The organism is Desulfitobacterium chlororespirans DSM 11544 (assembly GCF_900143285.1).
Taxonomy (GTDB): Bacteria; Bacillota; Desulfitobacteriia; order Desulfitobacteriales; family Desulfitobacteriaceae; genus Desulfitobacterium; species Desulfitobacterium chlororespirans.
The window spans coordinates 107,346-122,194 of the sequence record NZ_FRDN01000013.1; the positions used below are offsets into that span (position 1 = coordinate 107,346).

Here is a 14,849-nt window from a genome sequence, read left to right on the forward strand (position 1 = left end):
GATTCACTCGATCATCAAGGTCATATTATCGCGATGAACGACCTCTTCTCCCTCTAAATTGGGGATGATGTCCAGCATCTCTTCCGAGTGCTTGCCGCGGACTTTTTCCAACTCTTCACTGCTGAGCTCCACTAAGCCGCGAGCCACCTCAATCCCATCCGGGTTATTGATGCGTACCAGTTCTTTGCGTTCCCAGATGCCGTCAATACCGGTAATGCCTGAAGCCAGCAAACTTTTTCCTTTGAGTAAAGCCTTTACGGCCCCCTCGTCAATAAAAATGCTCCCCTCGGATAAGCCGCCATAGGCGATCCAGCGTTTCTTGCCCATAATGCGATGGGCGGCCGGGAAAAAGTAGGTGCCTAAAGGCCGCTCCCCTTGAATCAGTTCAATGACTTTTTCCATGCGCTTGGAGTGCAGGAGGAACATCCCCATACCAAAACGGGTGGCGATCTCCGCTGCCTTTAGTTTGGTCACCATCCCGCCTGTACCCATGGAGCTGCCCGCACCTCCGGCGATGTGCATGACCTGGGTCAAATCCTCCACTTCCTCAATGAGCTTGGCCTGAGGATCGAGTTTGGGATTGGCGGAATAGAGTCCGTCCACATCCGTGAGAATCACCAGCAAATCTCCATGAACCAAACCCGCCACCAGTGCGGAAAGACGGTCATTATCCCCGAAACACAGCTCTTCCACCGCCACAGTATCATTTTCATTGATAATCGGAATCACCTGATAACGCAGCAGCTGCTCCAAGGTGTTTTGAGCATTGCGGTAACGGGAGGCCTCGGCTAAGTCAAGGCGGGACAGCAGGACCTGAGCGCAGACCAAGCCCCGGGCCTCCAGGGCAAGGGCATATTTTTCAATCAGAACTCCCTGACCTACAGCGGCAACCGCCTGCCTGCCGGCCACATCCTTAGGTTTGGCCTTCAAGCCCAGCTTCCCCACCCCTGCAGCCACTGCTCCCGAGCTGACCAGGACACATTCTAAGCCAAGCCGGCGGATCTCAGCAATGACTCCGGCAATCCTCCGAATAGCTTGATCATCAAGACCGCCTTCAGGATGGTTTAAACTGCTGCTCCCCACCTTGATCACGATTCTACGCAGGTCACTCACCCCAAATACTCCCTTTCCATTGCTTCTGCACGATGCTTGCAGGCTTTAGCGGCCTGGGCCACCAGCTCTTCCAACCCCTTCTCCCGGAAGACATTCAAAGCCTCCTGGGTGGTTCCTTTGGGCGAGGTTACGGCCACCCTCAGTTCACCGGGGGATTTTCCGCTCTGGGCCAGCATCTTAGCCGCCCCCATTAAAGTTTCTTTGGCCAGGTTCTCGGCCGCCTCCTGGCTGAAGCCCATATCCACTCCCGCTTTTACCAGCGCCTCGGTGAAGAGGTAAAAATAAGCCGGTCCGCTGCCGCTCATGGCGATGAGGGGATTCATCTGTTCCTCAGTTATCCAGATATACTTCCCAACCGCCCCAAAAATAGCTTCCACATCTCTTTGGTTCTCTTCAGTGACGCTCTGCCCTTTGACCAAGCCGGTCATGGAATGCAAAACGGCGCTTGAGGTATTGGGCATAGCCCGGATAATGGGACAATGAGGCAAATGTTTTTCCAGCAAGGCCAGGGGAATTCCCGCTGCCACGCTGATCAGGAGTTGGTTTGACCTCATACCCTCTCCGGCTTGGGCCAACGCTTCCCCAACATCCTTGGGTTTCACCGCTAAAAGGATGATCTCCGAATCCTGGACCGCCTCCCCAAAAGAGACGGGAATGACCCCATAGTCCTTTTTCATTTGGGCCAGTTTAGCCTGGTTAGAGCGATTGGTCACCCGAATTTCATAGCTTCCCGCCCCCGTCAGTCCTTTGATAATGGCCTCAGCCATGTTGCCTGCTCCGATAAAACTGATCTTTTTCATTAGAACCGCCCTTTCTCTTTCTATTAAAAAAAGACCCTTTCATTCCTTTGCCAAGGACGAAAGAAGTCTTCCGCGGTACCACCTTTATTGCCATACGCCACTTAAACCCGATAACGGCGGGAACCGTTTGATTCATCATCAAAGCCTCACGATTGGGTTCAGTCACCACATTTCAGGAAGTCGCACCAAACCTTCCCTCTCTTGCCAAACGAGTAACCTACTGGATCGTTCCTCGGCGGTATACCTTTTTAAAGTTAGCTATATTGTAGCATAACACCTTGTTATAATCCAGTACTCTGTACCACCTAATTCCTCACATTTCCGACGCCTTGCCGACGGTTAAATTTCCGTAAGACCGGTTGGTGTAATTTCCATTTAATTTGACTGGCTTAAGTGTGCTGAGGTATGCTATTTCTATAGTTCTTAAAATACTTGGAGGAATCCATAACATGCCTTTTCCTATTATTAACGAACTGGAGATACGGACCCTGGCCTCCAGTAAAAAGGCCTACGAGCTGGGAGTGGCCTATGCCCTTAAGGGCAGGGTAAGCCAATTGTCTCATGATGAGGAAAGAAACCTGATTTCTGCCGTCGTCATGGGTACCTGGCTTTACGAGGTTGAGATTATCATGAGCAGAAATGGTTCAATTCATTCCTGTCATTGTACTTGTCCGGCCTTTGCAGAATACCCCGGAGCCTGTAAACATGTGATAGCCGCCCTGAAAGCCGCACAAAGAAGGCTGACCGGTTCTCAGCCAAGATTGGCTGTTGTTAAAGAATCCGTAGCTGATTTTATGGCCTTATTTGCGAACCTCGACCCCAAGTCTGTTCGCGAAATTTTGAATCTTGAGTTTGAACTCCAAATCGAAATCCATCGCCGGGTCCACGCTCAGCTGCAAATCAAGGTAGGGCAAAATCGTCTTTATATTGTGAAGAATTTAGAAGAGTTTTTAGCCGCAATCCAAGGAGGCCACCTACTGACATTCGGCAAACAATTCACTTATGATCCCTTTCTGCAAACCTTCAGTGATCAGGATCAAACCATTATTCACATGTTTCAGGAAATGTTAAAGCAATATGAAGCCTTCAATGAGCAGCGGAGCTTCCACTATGCCTCCCCCTTCAGCCAAAAACCCTTCGTTTTAACTGAATATTACTTAGGCAAATTCTTTGATGCTTTAGGCGCTAAACGCTTCTCCTTAGCCCTCACCTCCTCAAGAGGCGGATCACCTCAGCTTTCCCCCTCCCTCCAGATCATACGTCAGGATATCCCCTTGGATTTTGCCATTCAGTCTAAAGAGCAGGACCTGACTTTAGCTTTGAAAAGCAAGCTTCCCCTGCAGCTTACCGGGGATGGACGCTATTATCTTTATGATCAGAATATCTACCAGGTCTCATCTGAACAACAGTCCTTCCTGCCTAACCTCATTAAAGTTATGTCAGGAAAAAACCTCCAAACTCTCACCTTTCCGGACCATCAGAAAGATTTTTTTGCTTCGGAAGCGATACCCCTGATCGAACAGATGGGTTCTGTTGCCATTGACCCCCAACTGGCCGAAAAATTCGTACGGGAAGAGCTGCAGGCCAGGATCTATTTTGATAGGATGGGTGACTTCGGCATCCGAGCCCGCCTGGAATTTCATTACGGGGATCATATAATCAATCCCTTCACCTCTCAGATAGGGGCTAATCGCCAGGAGGCAGCTGACGCGCAAATTCTTATCCGCAACATAGACAAGGAAAGAAAAATACTGGGGATCTTTGAGCAAGCAGAATTTATCGTTTCCCAAGGGGTAATAAGTTTGGAAGATGATGAAAAGCTCTTTGCTTTCATCACCACCTGGCTTCCCCAGCTCCAAGATTGTGCGGAAACTTTCTATTCGGATGACTTCAAACTTACCATTCGCACTTCCACCAGCTTTTCCGGCCGGGTGCGTTTGGATGAATCCTCAGACCTGCTGGAGATATCCTTTCAATATAGTGATATCGACCGGGATGAGCTGACCCATATCTTTCATTCTTTGCAGGTGAAGCGGAACTATTACCGGCTGCGGGACGGCTCCTTTCTCGACCTGAGGCAGCCTGAACTGGAATCCATGGCTATGTTTCTGGAGCATTTAAACCTGAGTGGGGAGGATTTGAACGAGCAGACTCTCAAGCTTCCCAAGTTCAGAGCCATGTATATCGACAGCTTTTTGCGTCAGGCCAATTTACCTGGGATTCAGCGCAATAAAGCCTTTAAACAATTAGTCCAAAGCATTCTTGAGCCCCAGGACGGAGAATATGATCCCCCTCCACACCTTATGAATGTGCTGCGGGATTACCAGAAGACGGGGTTTCGCTGGCTTAAAACCCTGGCTGCTTATGGTCTCGGCGGCATTCTGGCCGATGATATGGGACTGGGAAAAACCTTGCAGACCCTGGCCTTTATCTTGTCCGAAAAGCTTGCCTCCCCTGCTCTGGTCGTCGCCCCCACTTCTCTGATCTATAACTGGCAGGCGGAAGGGGAAAAATTTGCGCCGGGCTTGACTATCCTGGTGGTCGACGGCTCACCTCAGGAACGCCAGGAGCAGCTAAAGAGCCTCGACCAAGCTGATTTAGTCGTCACCTCCTATGCTCTGCTCCGACGGGATATCGAGACCTTTGCCGAAGTTGACTTTTCCTACTGCTTCCTGGATGAAGCTCAGAACATCAAGAATCCTCAGACCTTGAACGCTAAATCTGTTCAGAGAATTAAAGCGAAGAGTTATTTTGCCCTGACCGGCACACCTATCGAAAATTCTCTTGCCGAACTTTGGTCTCTCTTTAATTTCTGTCTGCCGGGCTATCTGCTCTCTCACCAGGAATTTCAGAAAAAGTACGCTACTCCGATCATTAAAGACAGCGATCCCTTGGCCCTGAGGGAATTGAGCCGGCATATCAAACCTTTTATCCTGCGCAGGTTAAAAAAAGACGTTCTGAAAGAGCTGCCCCCCAAGATCGAGACGGAAATCAAAGCCGCCTTAACCGAGGAGCAGCGAAAAATCTATCTGGCCTATCTTCAGCAGACCAAAAGCCAGATCGCCCAGGAGCTTGCCACTCATGGTTTTGCCAGAAGCCAGATCCAAATTCTTGCTGCCTTGACCAGACTAAGGCAGATCTGTTCCCATCCGGGAATGTTCATCGACAATTATACGGGGGAAAGCGGCAAAATGCTCCTCTTCCAGGAACTCTTAGGGGATAGCCTAGCCGGCGGCCACCGGGTGCTGGTTTTCTCCCAATTTACCTCCATGCTGGATATTATCGGAGAGTATCTCCAGTCTGAAAGCATTGACTATTTTTATCTCAGTGGGTCCACGAAAGCTCTCGAACGTTCGCGGATGGCCGCTTCGTTTAATAACGGCGAGGGCCAGGTGTTCCTGATCTCCCTGAAAGCCGGGGGTACCGGCTTAAACCTGACCGGCGCCGACACTGTAATCCATTTCGATCCCTGGTGGAATCCAGCGGTTGAAGACCAGGCCACCGACCGGGCCCACCGCATCGGACAGCAGAACTCTGTTCAGGTGATCAAACTCCTCACCCAGGGAACCATTGAAGAAAAGGTCAACGCCCTGCAAGCTAAGAAGAAAAAGCTCATCGATTCCGTCATCCAGCCCGGTGAAACCATGCTGTCCAAATTGACCGAGGAGGAATTAAGAGACCTTTTCGAGTTAAACTAAAGCAAGCCCAAACCAAGGAAAGGAGGCTGTGCTGAAATTGAATCTCGTTCAAGCCAACATTACGTCCGGCGGATACTTAAAAAAAGAGCCCATCCTCAGAGATATCTCCTTCGAGGTAAGATCCGGTGAACTTGTCGGATTAATTGGGCCCAATGGGGCGGGAAAAAGCACGATCCTCAAGGCGATCATGGGGCAGCTTCCTTATCTGGAGGGAAAGGTTGAATTTGAGAATGCCCACACCCATTATGCCTATATTCCGGAACAACCGGTCCTCTATGATAACCTCACCTTATGGGAGCATTTGGAGTTCGCCGCAGCCGTGGGAAAAATGAGCCCGGAAACCTTTGTGCCCAGGGTTGAAGAATTGCTGAAGCTCTTCCGCCTCCATAAGGAGAAGCACCAACTCCCTGTCACCTTTTCCAAAGGGATGCAGCAAAAAGTCATGCTCATCCTCGGCTTTTTGCTGCGCCCTCCTCTATATATTGTGGATGAGCCTTTCATTGGCTTGGATCCCCACGGGATGCGGGATTTTCTCCAGCTCGTGGACCAAGTGCGTCAGGATGGGGCGGGTATCCTGATGTCCACCCACTCCCTGGATACGGCGGAAAAGATCTGCACTTCTTTCATCCTTATTCATGAAGGAACCATCATCAGTCAGGGCACTCTGGAGGATATACGCCGGCAAAGCCGCTTGCCGGAAGGCTCTCTCTTCGACTGCTTTATCAACCTCCTGGAGATACAGCCATGAACAATGTCCATCGTCTTTTCCGGCATCGCCTTTTTGCCGACTGGAAATTTCAATATTCTATTTGGAAGCTGGTGGTGGATTGGATCGTAGCCCTCTATATCGTCATCCCCGGCTTAGCTCTTTTCCTGGATACCTATGTGGACTGGTGGCAGGAACCCCCTGCCTTCTTTTTCGCTTTGCCCTTGACCATCCTTTTGCCCATTGCTGTAGTGTTTTGCTGGTCAGGCACCTTGCGAATCTTTGTGGAAGAAGCGGATCAGCTCTTCCTCTTTCAGCACCGTTCCTGGCTTAAGGGGCTCGTGGTTTACAGCATCGCTCTTCAGATCTTAGCCAATCTCCTCATCACCGGTTTGCTGGCCTTTCTCTGTGCACCTTTTTTGCTGGCTGTTCATCATGTGGATCTGGCCAGTTTCTTTTGGTTCTTTCTCCTCCTCTTGATCTGCCGCATCAACGCCGGTCTCTTCAAGCAATGCCTTCAGCATCGCTGGGAAGGCTGGCGCTACCTTCTGGCCCAAATTCCCTTGCTCGGATTTTATACCGCCCTCTTTTGGGCAGCCCTTGCCTTTATAGGCAACCGGCCCCTTTATGTTCTGCTGACCTTTTTTCTCCTTCTGCTGCTGATCCTGCTGATCCTTTACAGGCTGTCTCTGCCGGCCACCTTGCTCAAAGATATTTCCCTGGCCCAAACCGAAAAAATGAAGTTTGCCAATGTGTTCTTGAAATACATGGGGACTTATGCCAAAAAGCCCATACGCTTAAAAAAGCATCCCTGGCTGTTCAAAAACTCCGGCCCGCTCTTTAAAGAACGCAGTGCTGATAAAGTCTTAACCGAAATTGGCCTCAAGGGATTTTTGCGCCACCGTTCCAACATGCTCTTTTATCTGCAAGTCGTGGGCATCTATGGAGCTTTTCTTACGATCTTGCCTTCTCTATGGCAATGGATCCTCTGGGGTGGGGCCATCTTCTTTTTGGCCTCCCTGGGAAAGCTGCAGTGGCTTGAGTGGATCAACTCCCCCTTCGTCTCCTTATTTGTCCTGGACCGGGAAATAAAGCAAAAAGCCGCCGGCCGGTTTCTCTTTTTCTTCATTTGTCCCGGGCTTATCTTTTTGGGTTTGGCGGTCACCCTCTTGACACAACAATGGCTTTTAGGGCTGGTGTTACTGCCTGTTGGGGTTTTCCTCAGCAAAATTACTGCGGATAGCCTGACGTTCTTTCAAAGCAACTAGATACTCATGCTCCATCTATAGCACAAAGGGTATTGCTCTATCTTGATAATGACCCTCACGAGGATCGATAGTATCTGGAGATCCAGTCGCCCTAGGTCGCTGGGTCTTTTTCTTTTTTCTTTTCAGCTTTTTTAAGTAGATACAAAAACTGCGTTTCGTTTACAATTATTCAGTTGTCCATTGCAAAGCCTGCATCTCACTCTACAAAATGGCTTCTCTCCTTTCAATTAAGGAAGGAGGGAAGCTTAACACGTCTTTATGTAATATATAATTGACATTTTGCTTATTTTGATTTACTATATGAATTGTAAAGGGAGAAGAAAGGGGGCGGAATAACGATTGAAAAATCTTAGATTAAAGGGGGCACGGGCCGGCTTGGATATGTCCCAGGAGCAATTGGCCGAAACCGTGGGAGTGACACGCCAGACCATCGGCATGATTGAGTCCGGTAAATTCAACCCTTCTTTACAGTTATGCATAGCCATTTGCAGGGCCCTTGGCAAAACTTTAAATGACCTTTTTTGGGAGGATGATGAACATGAAAGATGAACGAATCGAACAAGCCCAGAATAAAATTCGCAGTGAACTGGCTGTGATCACTTATCTGGCCATTGCCTTATCTTTTCTCGTCAAAACCTTAGCCTTTGAGATGAGTCTCACTGAATGCATCACAGAATATCTGATCCTGATCTTCTTTCCTCTTTATCAGTTTGTTCGCATGCACACTATGAAGATCAGCCTCTATAGCTCTCCCGGCAGTAAACAATATCGCAATAATCTCTTGTTCGTTGCCTCAACCTTATTGATTACAGCCGCCTTGTTTGTTTTCGGAATGCTGAACCGATCCACTATCGTCGATTTTCATAAGCCCGTCCTTTTCCTGGTTTTGTTTATGGTCCTGTTCGTTGTTGTTTACTTTATTGCCAACGGCTACAATCGGCATAAAGCCCATAAGTATGAAACAGAATTTGATGATGAAGATTAGCACCGGAAGGTGCTCTTTTTTTACTCATTATCATGTGAGTATTGACTCCAATCCCTAAAATTTGCTACCTTTATAGGAGTGCTAAACAGAAGGAGCTATCGAGATGAATAAAAACGATGTAGCAAGTATCCGCAAAGAATTTAAAGTGAATAATACGAAACTAAAGATCGCCGAAGTTGTGAGCATTTATGTTAAAGGGGATTTAAAGCAGGTCATCGGCATCGAAAAAGAGTATTTCGAAAGAATGGATGCCCAAAAGCAGGATCTTTATCTTAAGAATTTTAAGAAACTCCTCACCGGACCTCTTGATGCCAAGGTTTTTGAGCTGGAATTTACCGATAATAAGCTGGGGCAAAACCCCTTCCAAAGGGCGCTCATCGAAACCTTACACCCCCATCATTTCGCTGTGGGAACTGAAGAAATCGCTCATCGAATCATTGAAAACTGCCAGTATGAAGGGGATTACATGCTTACCTTTTTACGGGGTGAGGTCTATAAGCCCTCGAAAAGAAGCTCCGCCGAGGATGATTCAGGGCTGGATGACGTGGTCTTTTCTTTTGAATTTTTCATGGGGAGTATTAATCCCGTCATGCTTCCCAAGACCGCCCTTAAATTCGATTTTGAAGATCGAGTGTTCAAAGCCGATATCCCCATGGATGTCACCATCAATCTGTCGGCTCCTTTGGATGGGTTTATGTTCCCGGCCTGGCATGATGATGCGGCGGATGTGAATAAAGTGGTTTATTATTCCAGCAAAGCCAATGCCCCCAACCCGGAGTTTCTGTCCCAAGTGCTGGGATGCGATTTTCAGAGGACGGCACAAACAGAAAAAGAGCAATTCCTGGAGATCGTTCAGGAAGTGGCGGGAAAAGAAATCGAAGCGGAGAAGATCGCCGATATCTACGAAAGCCTCAATACCCTGATCACGAGGAATGAAGAGGAAGAAAGCCCTGAAGCAGCCAGCGTCGGGCTAAAGGATATGGAAAAAATTCTTCAGGCCAGCGGGGTCGGCAACACCCAGGAATTAGAAACCGCCTTCCTGAAGGTTACGGGTACGGAGAAATATGAATTTAAGGCGGCCAATATCGCTCCCAACTTTAAGGGAAAGTCTCTGAAAATCGAGAACAATACCGTGAGTATTTCCGTAAACCCTCAGGACTTACGCTATATTAAACAGGTCAAGCGGGACGGCAAACGGTATTTGTTGATTGAAATTGATGAGACCGTCAATCTCGAAGGCTTTGAGTTAAGCACCGAAGCATTTTAGAATGAAGAATAAAGCAGTATTTAGACAGGAAAACGGCATAGCTGGTTTGGCTATGCCGTTTTCCTGTCTTGTTTCGTTCGCTCGGCCCTTATTTATCTGTAAAGAATACTATGTTCTCTTCAAGTTATGCCTTTTCCCTATTCGAACAGCTTGCTTTCCTCTTTTAAGCGGCTGACTAATGAAGCATAGTTTATTGCCGGGATCATAAACAAAACGCCAAGGCCGGCCAGGAGAATTCTGATCACCCATGTCATAGCAACAGACATTGACGATACATTGGGAATAAAGGTTATGGAAATCAGCCCAAGCAGCAAAAGTACAGCCCAAGTATAGGCATAGACAACGTTCTTGTAAGTATGCAGTTTATCACTCACATCGGTATGCAACTCAAAGGGCTTGCCATCCCTCTTTTTTTCCAAAATCAAAAGCTCTTTATTGTACCCTCCGGGCGCTGTGGCAATCTGCCCCATGCCCTTTCCATAGGGCCGCCACCTTACTTTTCCATAATTGAGATTGATGTTTTTGGTAAAGGTACGAAAACCCATGCTTTCAAGATAGTCACGATAATCTTTGGCTTTGGCATAGGCTTTCTCCCCGACAAACTCAACGGCATATTCATATTCATTTGGTTGGCACCGGTCGAAAGTATAGGTCATTCTACCGCATTTCTTTAACCGGTAGCCGCGCCCGGCCATGCTGTTCAACCATTTTTCCTGTCCATCCAAAAAATCAAAAAAGTAACGAAAGAAGGTTTTGCTCATTGATCCTCATCCTCCCTTATTATTGTGGATGCCAACTGCAAGACTTCTTCCATGCGTCCCAATTCTTCTGCAGCTTTTTGTTTTCCGGCACCGGTGATGATATACTCTTTTTTCTTGCCGTCCGCTTCATCGCCAAAAGGGGCAATCCATTGCTTCTTTACCAATGCATTGATAGCGCCATATAAGGTGCCTGCGCCCAGAGTGACCCGCCCCTTGGTCGCAGTTTCAATAAACCGCATAATACCGTATCCGTGGTTGGGTTGATAGACAGCCAGTAAGACAAGAAATGTTGTTTCTGTCAGCGCACCGCCTTTGATATTGTCCCTGATAGAAATCACTCCCGGCTAATATTACGTTTACTGTAATATAAATTATATCACTAAACGTAATAAGGTCAATAGTTAATATATATTTGCGGGGAAAAACACCGTAATAAGATCATACTTAGATGTCCCCAAACGCGACAACGTTGTCGCGTTTGGGGACAATATCAGAAGGACCTTTCCAAATACTTCGGATGTTCGTTCGAAAAATCAGTCTTTCAGTGACCAATGACGACCAAGCTGATTTGGTGCTCAGCAGCCAATTTACTGACTGTTGTTCTCCCTTAATAATTAAAGGACCACTTGGGCTTTTAATTCTGAAACTTCTCCTCGTCCTACTCATGCTTTCTTCATTATAACTTAGTTTTTCTAAATTATGTTAGGTCTCTGAGTTTAGTATATATTTTGTTCACAAAAACAGGGCTTAAATGCTGAAGGATACCCTACATAGACGTAATTATTTTTCTGTTTCTAGCCAAAGGAGCGTGTCAAGTTACGTTTTTCAAAACGTAACTTGACACGCCCTTCGTCAGACAATTGAATAAGGCTGTCTTGGGTAGGCCCTCATGATGACCTCACTAGGTTTACTCAAAGCCAGGCTTCCTTGTCAGCGCAGCAGCTACCGCACCCAATACCACAGGAATCAGCAGAATACGTAATACACCAACCGGGGTCATGCCCTGAGCAATTAATATGCCTATGACAATGGGAGCAATTGCTCCCCCCAGACGGGTCACACTTGCGCCAATCCCCAACCCTGTTGCGCGTACTGCCAACGGGTAGTTTGCCGCCGTAAACGGATATAGCATGCCCTGCATCATCAGTGTGAAACCAAATAGGAATAAGATGACTCCAAATATAAAAGTAGATGTCTTGATAGTTACTAAGAACAGGAAGATACCATTTAAAATGTAGTAAGTAAGGATTGTATACTTATACCCAATTTTTTCGGCGACTTTGCCTGCCAAAATAAAGCCGCAGCAGGATCCTAAAAAGTAAATAGTGTTCAGCAGTAAAGCGGATTTCAGTTCATAACCCATTAAAGTAACGATCTTCGGGAACCATACCAAAAAGGTAGAAATTATACACATATTCACAAAGAACATTATCCAAATCAGGATTGTATTCCAAGCCAGCCCGTTTTTGAATAATTCCCCTACGGAGCCTTTCACTTTTTGCTCTTCATCCACTGCATACTCATCATCCGCCTGAGGAACAAAGCTGGGGTCTGCTTTGGTTAAAATCGATACAACTTCCTTCTTATCATTTTTTTTCAAGATTAGGATCATCGTTTCAGGAATAAACTTAACAACCAAAGGAATCAGAATCAGTCCAAAAATTGATACACCAAAAAAACCTCTCCATCCCAGTAAGGGAATCAGCCAAACTGCCAAAAGCGAAGTGGTCATCTGACCCAACGTTACACCTATGCCATTAGTTGTAAGTAGAAATCTTCTTGATTTTTTAGGACTGTATTCAGACAAAATAGCATTCGATACTGGTGTTATTGCAGCGATTCCCATCCCGGCGAAAAAACGCCAAATCGCAAAAAGGTAAATATTAGAACCCACCATTGCGCAAAGTGCTGTAAAAAAGCTAAATAAAAATACGCAGGCATTTAATGTTTTCTTTCTGCCAATTTTGTCGGTTAAAAACCCTAAAAGCAATGCGCCCAGGACAGATCCCCATAAGCTTGCACTGCCAAGAAGCCCACTGACTGTAGGATCCAGATTCAATTCCTTCATGAGTACCGGAAGTGCTGCACCATAAACTGCTTGATCAAAGCCGTCAACGACTAAGGCAAAAAACAAGACGATCCAAATAGATCCAAAGAAATTATTCATCTTACCATTGTCAATAGTTCTATGAACATTCACTCTTGCCAAAAATTCCACTCTCCTTTTCAGGTTTTAAAAAACATATCATTCCAGAAAACTTCATTAACTGTTCTTCCTATCCTCCCTTATTAATTATAATTTTGAGTTCATTCATTTAAATTATATAAATCCATGTAATTCCAGTCTGTTAAACATTTTACAAAGCAACAATAATTTTTAGAAATTTAAAAACATCCTGAATTTAGCCAATAAAAAAACCGTGCAAAAAATTTTTCGCACGGTTTTAACCTGAATTCTTATTTATAATGCTGATTTTTTAAGGAGCTTGTAATTACTTCTGTTCATCACTAGTTCACCGGACTTATTTAACTCTCCAATAATTTGCGATACCCTCACCCTTGAAGAGCCTACCATTTCAGAAATTAACTGATGAGTAAGAGGCACTGTCACAACCACACTGTCTGCTTCATGCTTACCCAAAGTTGCCGAAAGCGTCACTAGCAAATTCTCAACCCGATTTTCCACATCATCAAACGTTTGTCCATTGAGTTGGGAAGTTAATTGTTTATTCATCTGGATCACGCTCAATAGTAAATAAAGCAATACTTCTCTGTCACCTTTATTAATATCTTGAGCACTTACAACCGCAACCTCAACAGCTTCCAAGCAAATAGCATTCACTAAAGACGGGGATCCGTCCAATGTTGAAATTCCAATGAAACATCGTGGCTCTCGAATTCCAAACACTTTTCTCTGTCCATCCTCATTTTCAGAGCTGATTTCAATCCGTCCTTTAAGGACCAGAAAGCACACATCTTTTTTCTCTCCTTGGCGGTAAATGAATTCGCCTTTAGCATAATTTCGAACCGGACAAGTCGTAAGAATCTTTTCAACAATCTTATCATTAAGTTCATTGCTCGACCAGCAAAGCCACTCCTTGTTGTAAGACATTCTTTTCTCCTCCATCCGCATGTGAAATTGTTTTCTATATCTTAGTTTAGATTTTCGAAAAAGTCTATAGAAAATTCGTTGGAAATAAACAGCATCAAAAGAAAAACTAAGTTAAAACGGTTCTTCAACTACCAACCACGATTCTTATCAACTTCAAATAACAGCTTTTGATCTCTATAATATCTCCGGAGATTTTCCAGAAAGACTTCATTGGCCCGGTCATTATAAAATGGAGATTGGGCAGCGGAATGCGGCGTCAGAATTACATTAGGCATATCCCATAAAGGACTGCTTTGGGAAAGCGGTTCCTGGACGAAAACATCAAGCCCGGCACCAGCAATGACTTTATTTTGCAAAGCTCTGATCAAGGCATTCTCATCAATTACTCCACCACGGGCAATATTGATTAAAAAAGCAGAGTTCTTCATCATTCGGAGCTCTCTCTCCCCAATCATGTTTTGGGTTTCAGAGGTTAAAGGGACAATTGCAATAACAAAATCACACTCTCCCAAGAATTCTTCTATCTGGGCATTAATGTAGCACTTATCGACCCATTCGCTTTCAATAGGATTCCTCTTCAAACCGACAACTCTAAAATCCAACAGCTTGCACTTCATGGCCAAATATAATCCAATGTTTCCTAAGCCTATAATGCCAACGGTCTTATTATACGTCTCATCACATAAAGAATATGCTGCATCCCCCCATACTTTAGAACGCTTATATTCATTAAAGTGCGGAAACGCTCTGAGAAAGGAAAAAATATATGCCAAGACATGATCAGCGATGGGCATACCGTGGATACCTTTAGTACTGGTAATCCGAATATTCCGATCCTGGATTTCCGGTTTCATAAACCCATCGACCCCGGAGACAACGCCATGGATCCACTTTAAACTTGGAGTCTTTTTACAAAAGTCCGCTATACCTTCCACGTAAGGAAAAGTAAGAAGAACATCTGCATCTGTAGTTTTTGCCATGAGTTCACGCGCGTCATCTGCATAAATGACTTCCACTTCAGGTATAACTTGTTTCATATCTTTAACATGATGTTTCTGGATGAACGGACGTGGTTTATTATCAAGTATAGCAATTTTATTTATATTCATAGCATCCTCCAAACTTAATTGATAAATTGG

At 45.7% G+C, this 14,849-nt stretch carries 13 protein-coding genes and 1 other annotated feature; of the genes, 6 read left to right on the forward strand and 7 right to left on the reverse strand.

Annotated elements, in window-relative coordinates; translation table 11 throughout:
* Window positions 1-3 precede the first annotated feature (3 nt).
* Together proB and proC are read right to left on the reverse strand one after the other, a co-directional pair.
* Window positions 4-1,113: a glutamate 5-kinase gene (proB, locus tag BUA14_RS19905; protein WP_072774191.1), complete on the reverse strand. Its 1,110-nt coding sequence runs from the start codon at window positions 1,111-1,113 to the stop codon at window positions 4-6.
* Entirely contained in the window at window positions 1,110-1,913 is an 804-nt protein-coding gene (gene proC, locus BUA14_RS19910; protein ID WP_072774192.1) for a pyrroline-5-carboxylate reductase, read from the reverse strand. The genes proB and proC overlap by 4 nt, the downstream gene beginning before the upstream one ends.
* Before the next feature lie 49 nt (window positions 1,914-1,962).
* Window positions 1,963-2,155 (reverse strand) — a binding site (T-box leader).
* Between the two features lie 207 nt (window positions 2,156-2,362).
* Here proC and BUA14_RS19915 point away from each other — a divergent pair.
* The 6 genes from BUA14_RS19915 (at window position 2,363) to BUA14_RS19940 (ending at window position 9,837) form a co-directional block, all read left to right on the forward strand.
* The gene (locus BUA14_RS19915) at window positions 2,363-5,611 is read left to right on the forward strand and encodes a DEAD/DEAH box helicase (RefSeq protein ID WP_072774193.1); all 3,249 of its coding nucleotides are present in this window, start codon (window positions 2,363-2,365) and stop codon (window positions 5,609-5,611) included.
* A 28-nt stretch (window positions 5,612-5,639) separates the two neighbouring features.
* Window positions 5,640-6,359, forward strand: coding sequence for an ABC transporter ATP-binding protein (locus BUA14_RS19920; protein WP_084078732.1), 720 nt, complete (start codon window positions 5,640-5,642; stop codon window positions 6,357-6,359).
* Complete coding sequence (locus BUA14_RS19925; RefSeq protein ID WP_072774195.1) at window positions 6,356-7,585, forward strand: ABC transporter permease; 1,230 nt, start codon at window positions 6,356-6,358, stop codon at window positions 7,583-7,585. The genes BUA14_RS19920 and BUA14_RS19925 overlap by 4 nt, the downstream gene beginning before the upstream one ends.
* A 339-nt stretch (window positions 7,586-7,924) precedes the next feature.
* Window positions 7,925-8,134, forward strand: coding sequence for a helix-turn-helix transcriptional regulator (locus BUA14_RS19930; RefSeq protein ID WP_072774196.1), 210 nt, complete (start codon window positions 7,925-7,927; stop codon window positions 8,132-8,134).
* Complete coding sequence (locus BUA14_RS19935; protein ID WP_072774197.1) at window positions 8,124-8,570, forward strand: DUF6773 family protein; 447 nt, start codon at window positions 8,124-8,126, stop codon at window positions 8,568-8,570. The genes BUA14_RS19930 and BUA14_RS19935 overlap by 11 nt, the downstream gene beginning before the upstream one ends.
* A gap of 103 nt (window positions 8,571-8,673) precedes the next feature.
* The gene (locus BUA14_RS19940; RefSeq protein WP_072774198.1) at window positions 8,674-9,837 is read left to right on the forward strand and encodes a DUF4317 domain-containing protein; all 1,164 of its coding nucleotides are present in this window, start codon (window positions 8,674-8,676) and stop codon (window positions 9,835-9,837) included.
* Between the two features lie 137 nt (window positions 9,838-9,974).
* Here BUA14_RS19940 and BUA14_RS19945 read toward each other — a convergent pair whose 3' ends face one another.
* The 5 genes from BUA14_RS19945 to BUA14_RS19965 all read right to left on the reverse strand — a co-directional run bounded on the left by BUA14_RS19945 (window position 9,975) and on the right by BUA14_RS19965 (window position 14,819).
* Complete coding sequence (locus tag BUA14_RS19945; RefSeq protein WP_072774199.1) at window positions 9,975-10,598, reverse strand: DUF2812 domain-containing protein; 624 nt, start codon at window positions 10,596-10,598, stop codon at window positions 9,975-9,977.
* Window positions 10,595-10,936, reverse strand: coding sequence for a PadR family transcriptional regulator (locus BUA14_RS19950; RefSeq protein WP_427846697.1), 342 nt, complete (start codon window positions 10,934-10,936; stop codon window positions 10,595-10,597). The genes BUA14_RS19945 and BUA14_RS19950 overlap by 4 nt, the downstream gene beginning before the upstream one ends.
* A 569-nt stretch (window positions 10,937-11,505) precedes the next feature.
* Window positions 11,506-12,798, reverse strand: coding sequence for an MFS transporter (locus BUA14_RS19955; RefSeq protein WP_242954703.1), 1,293 nt, complete (start codon window positions 12,796-12,798; stop codon window positions 11,506-11,508).
* 261 nt (window positions 12,799-13,059) lie between these two features.
* A complete protein-coding gene (locus tag BUA14_RS19960; RefSeq protein WP_072774201.1) occupies window positions 13,060-13,710 on the reverse strand; it encodes a Crp/Fnr family transcriptional regulator in 651 nt (216 codons plus the stop codon).
* A 128-nt stretch (window positions 13,711-13,838) separates the two neighbouring features.
* A complete protein-coding gene (locus tag BUA14_RS19965; protein WP_072774202.1) occupies window positions 13,839-14,819 on the reverse strand; it encodes a D-2-hydroxyacid dehydrogenase in 981 nt (326 codons plus the stop codon).
* Between the last annotated feature and the right edge of the window lie 30 nt (window positions 14,820-14,849).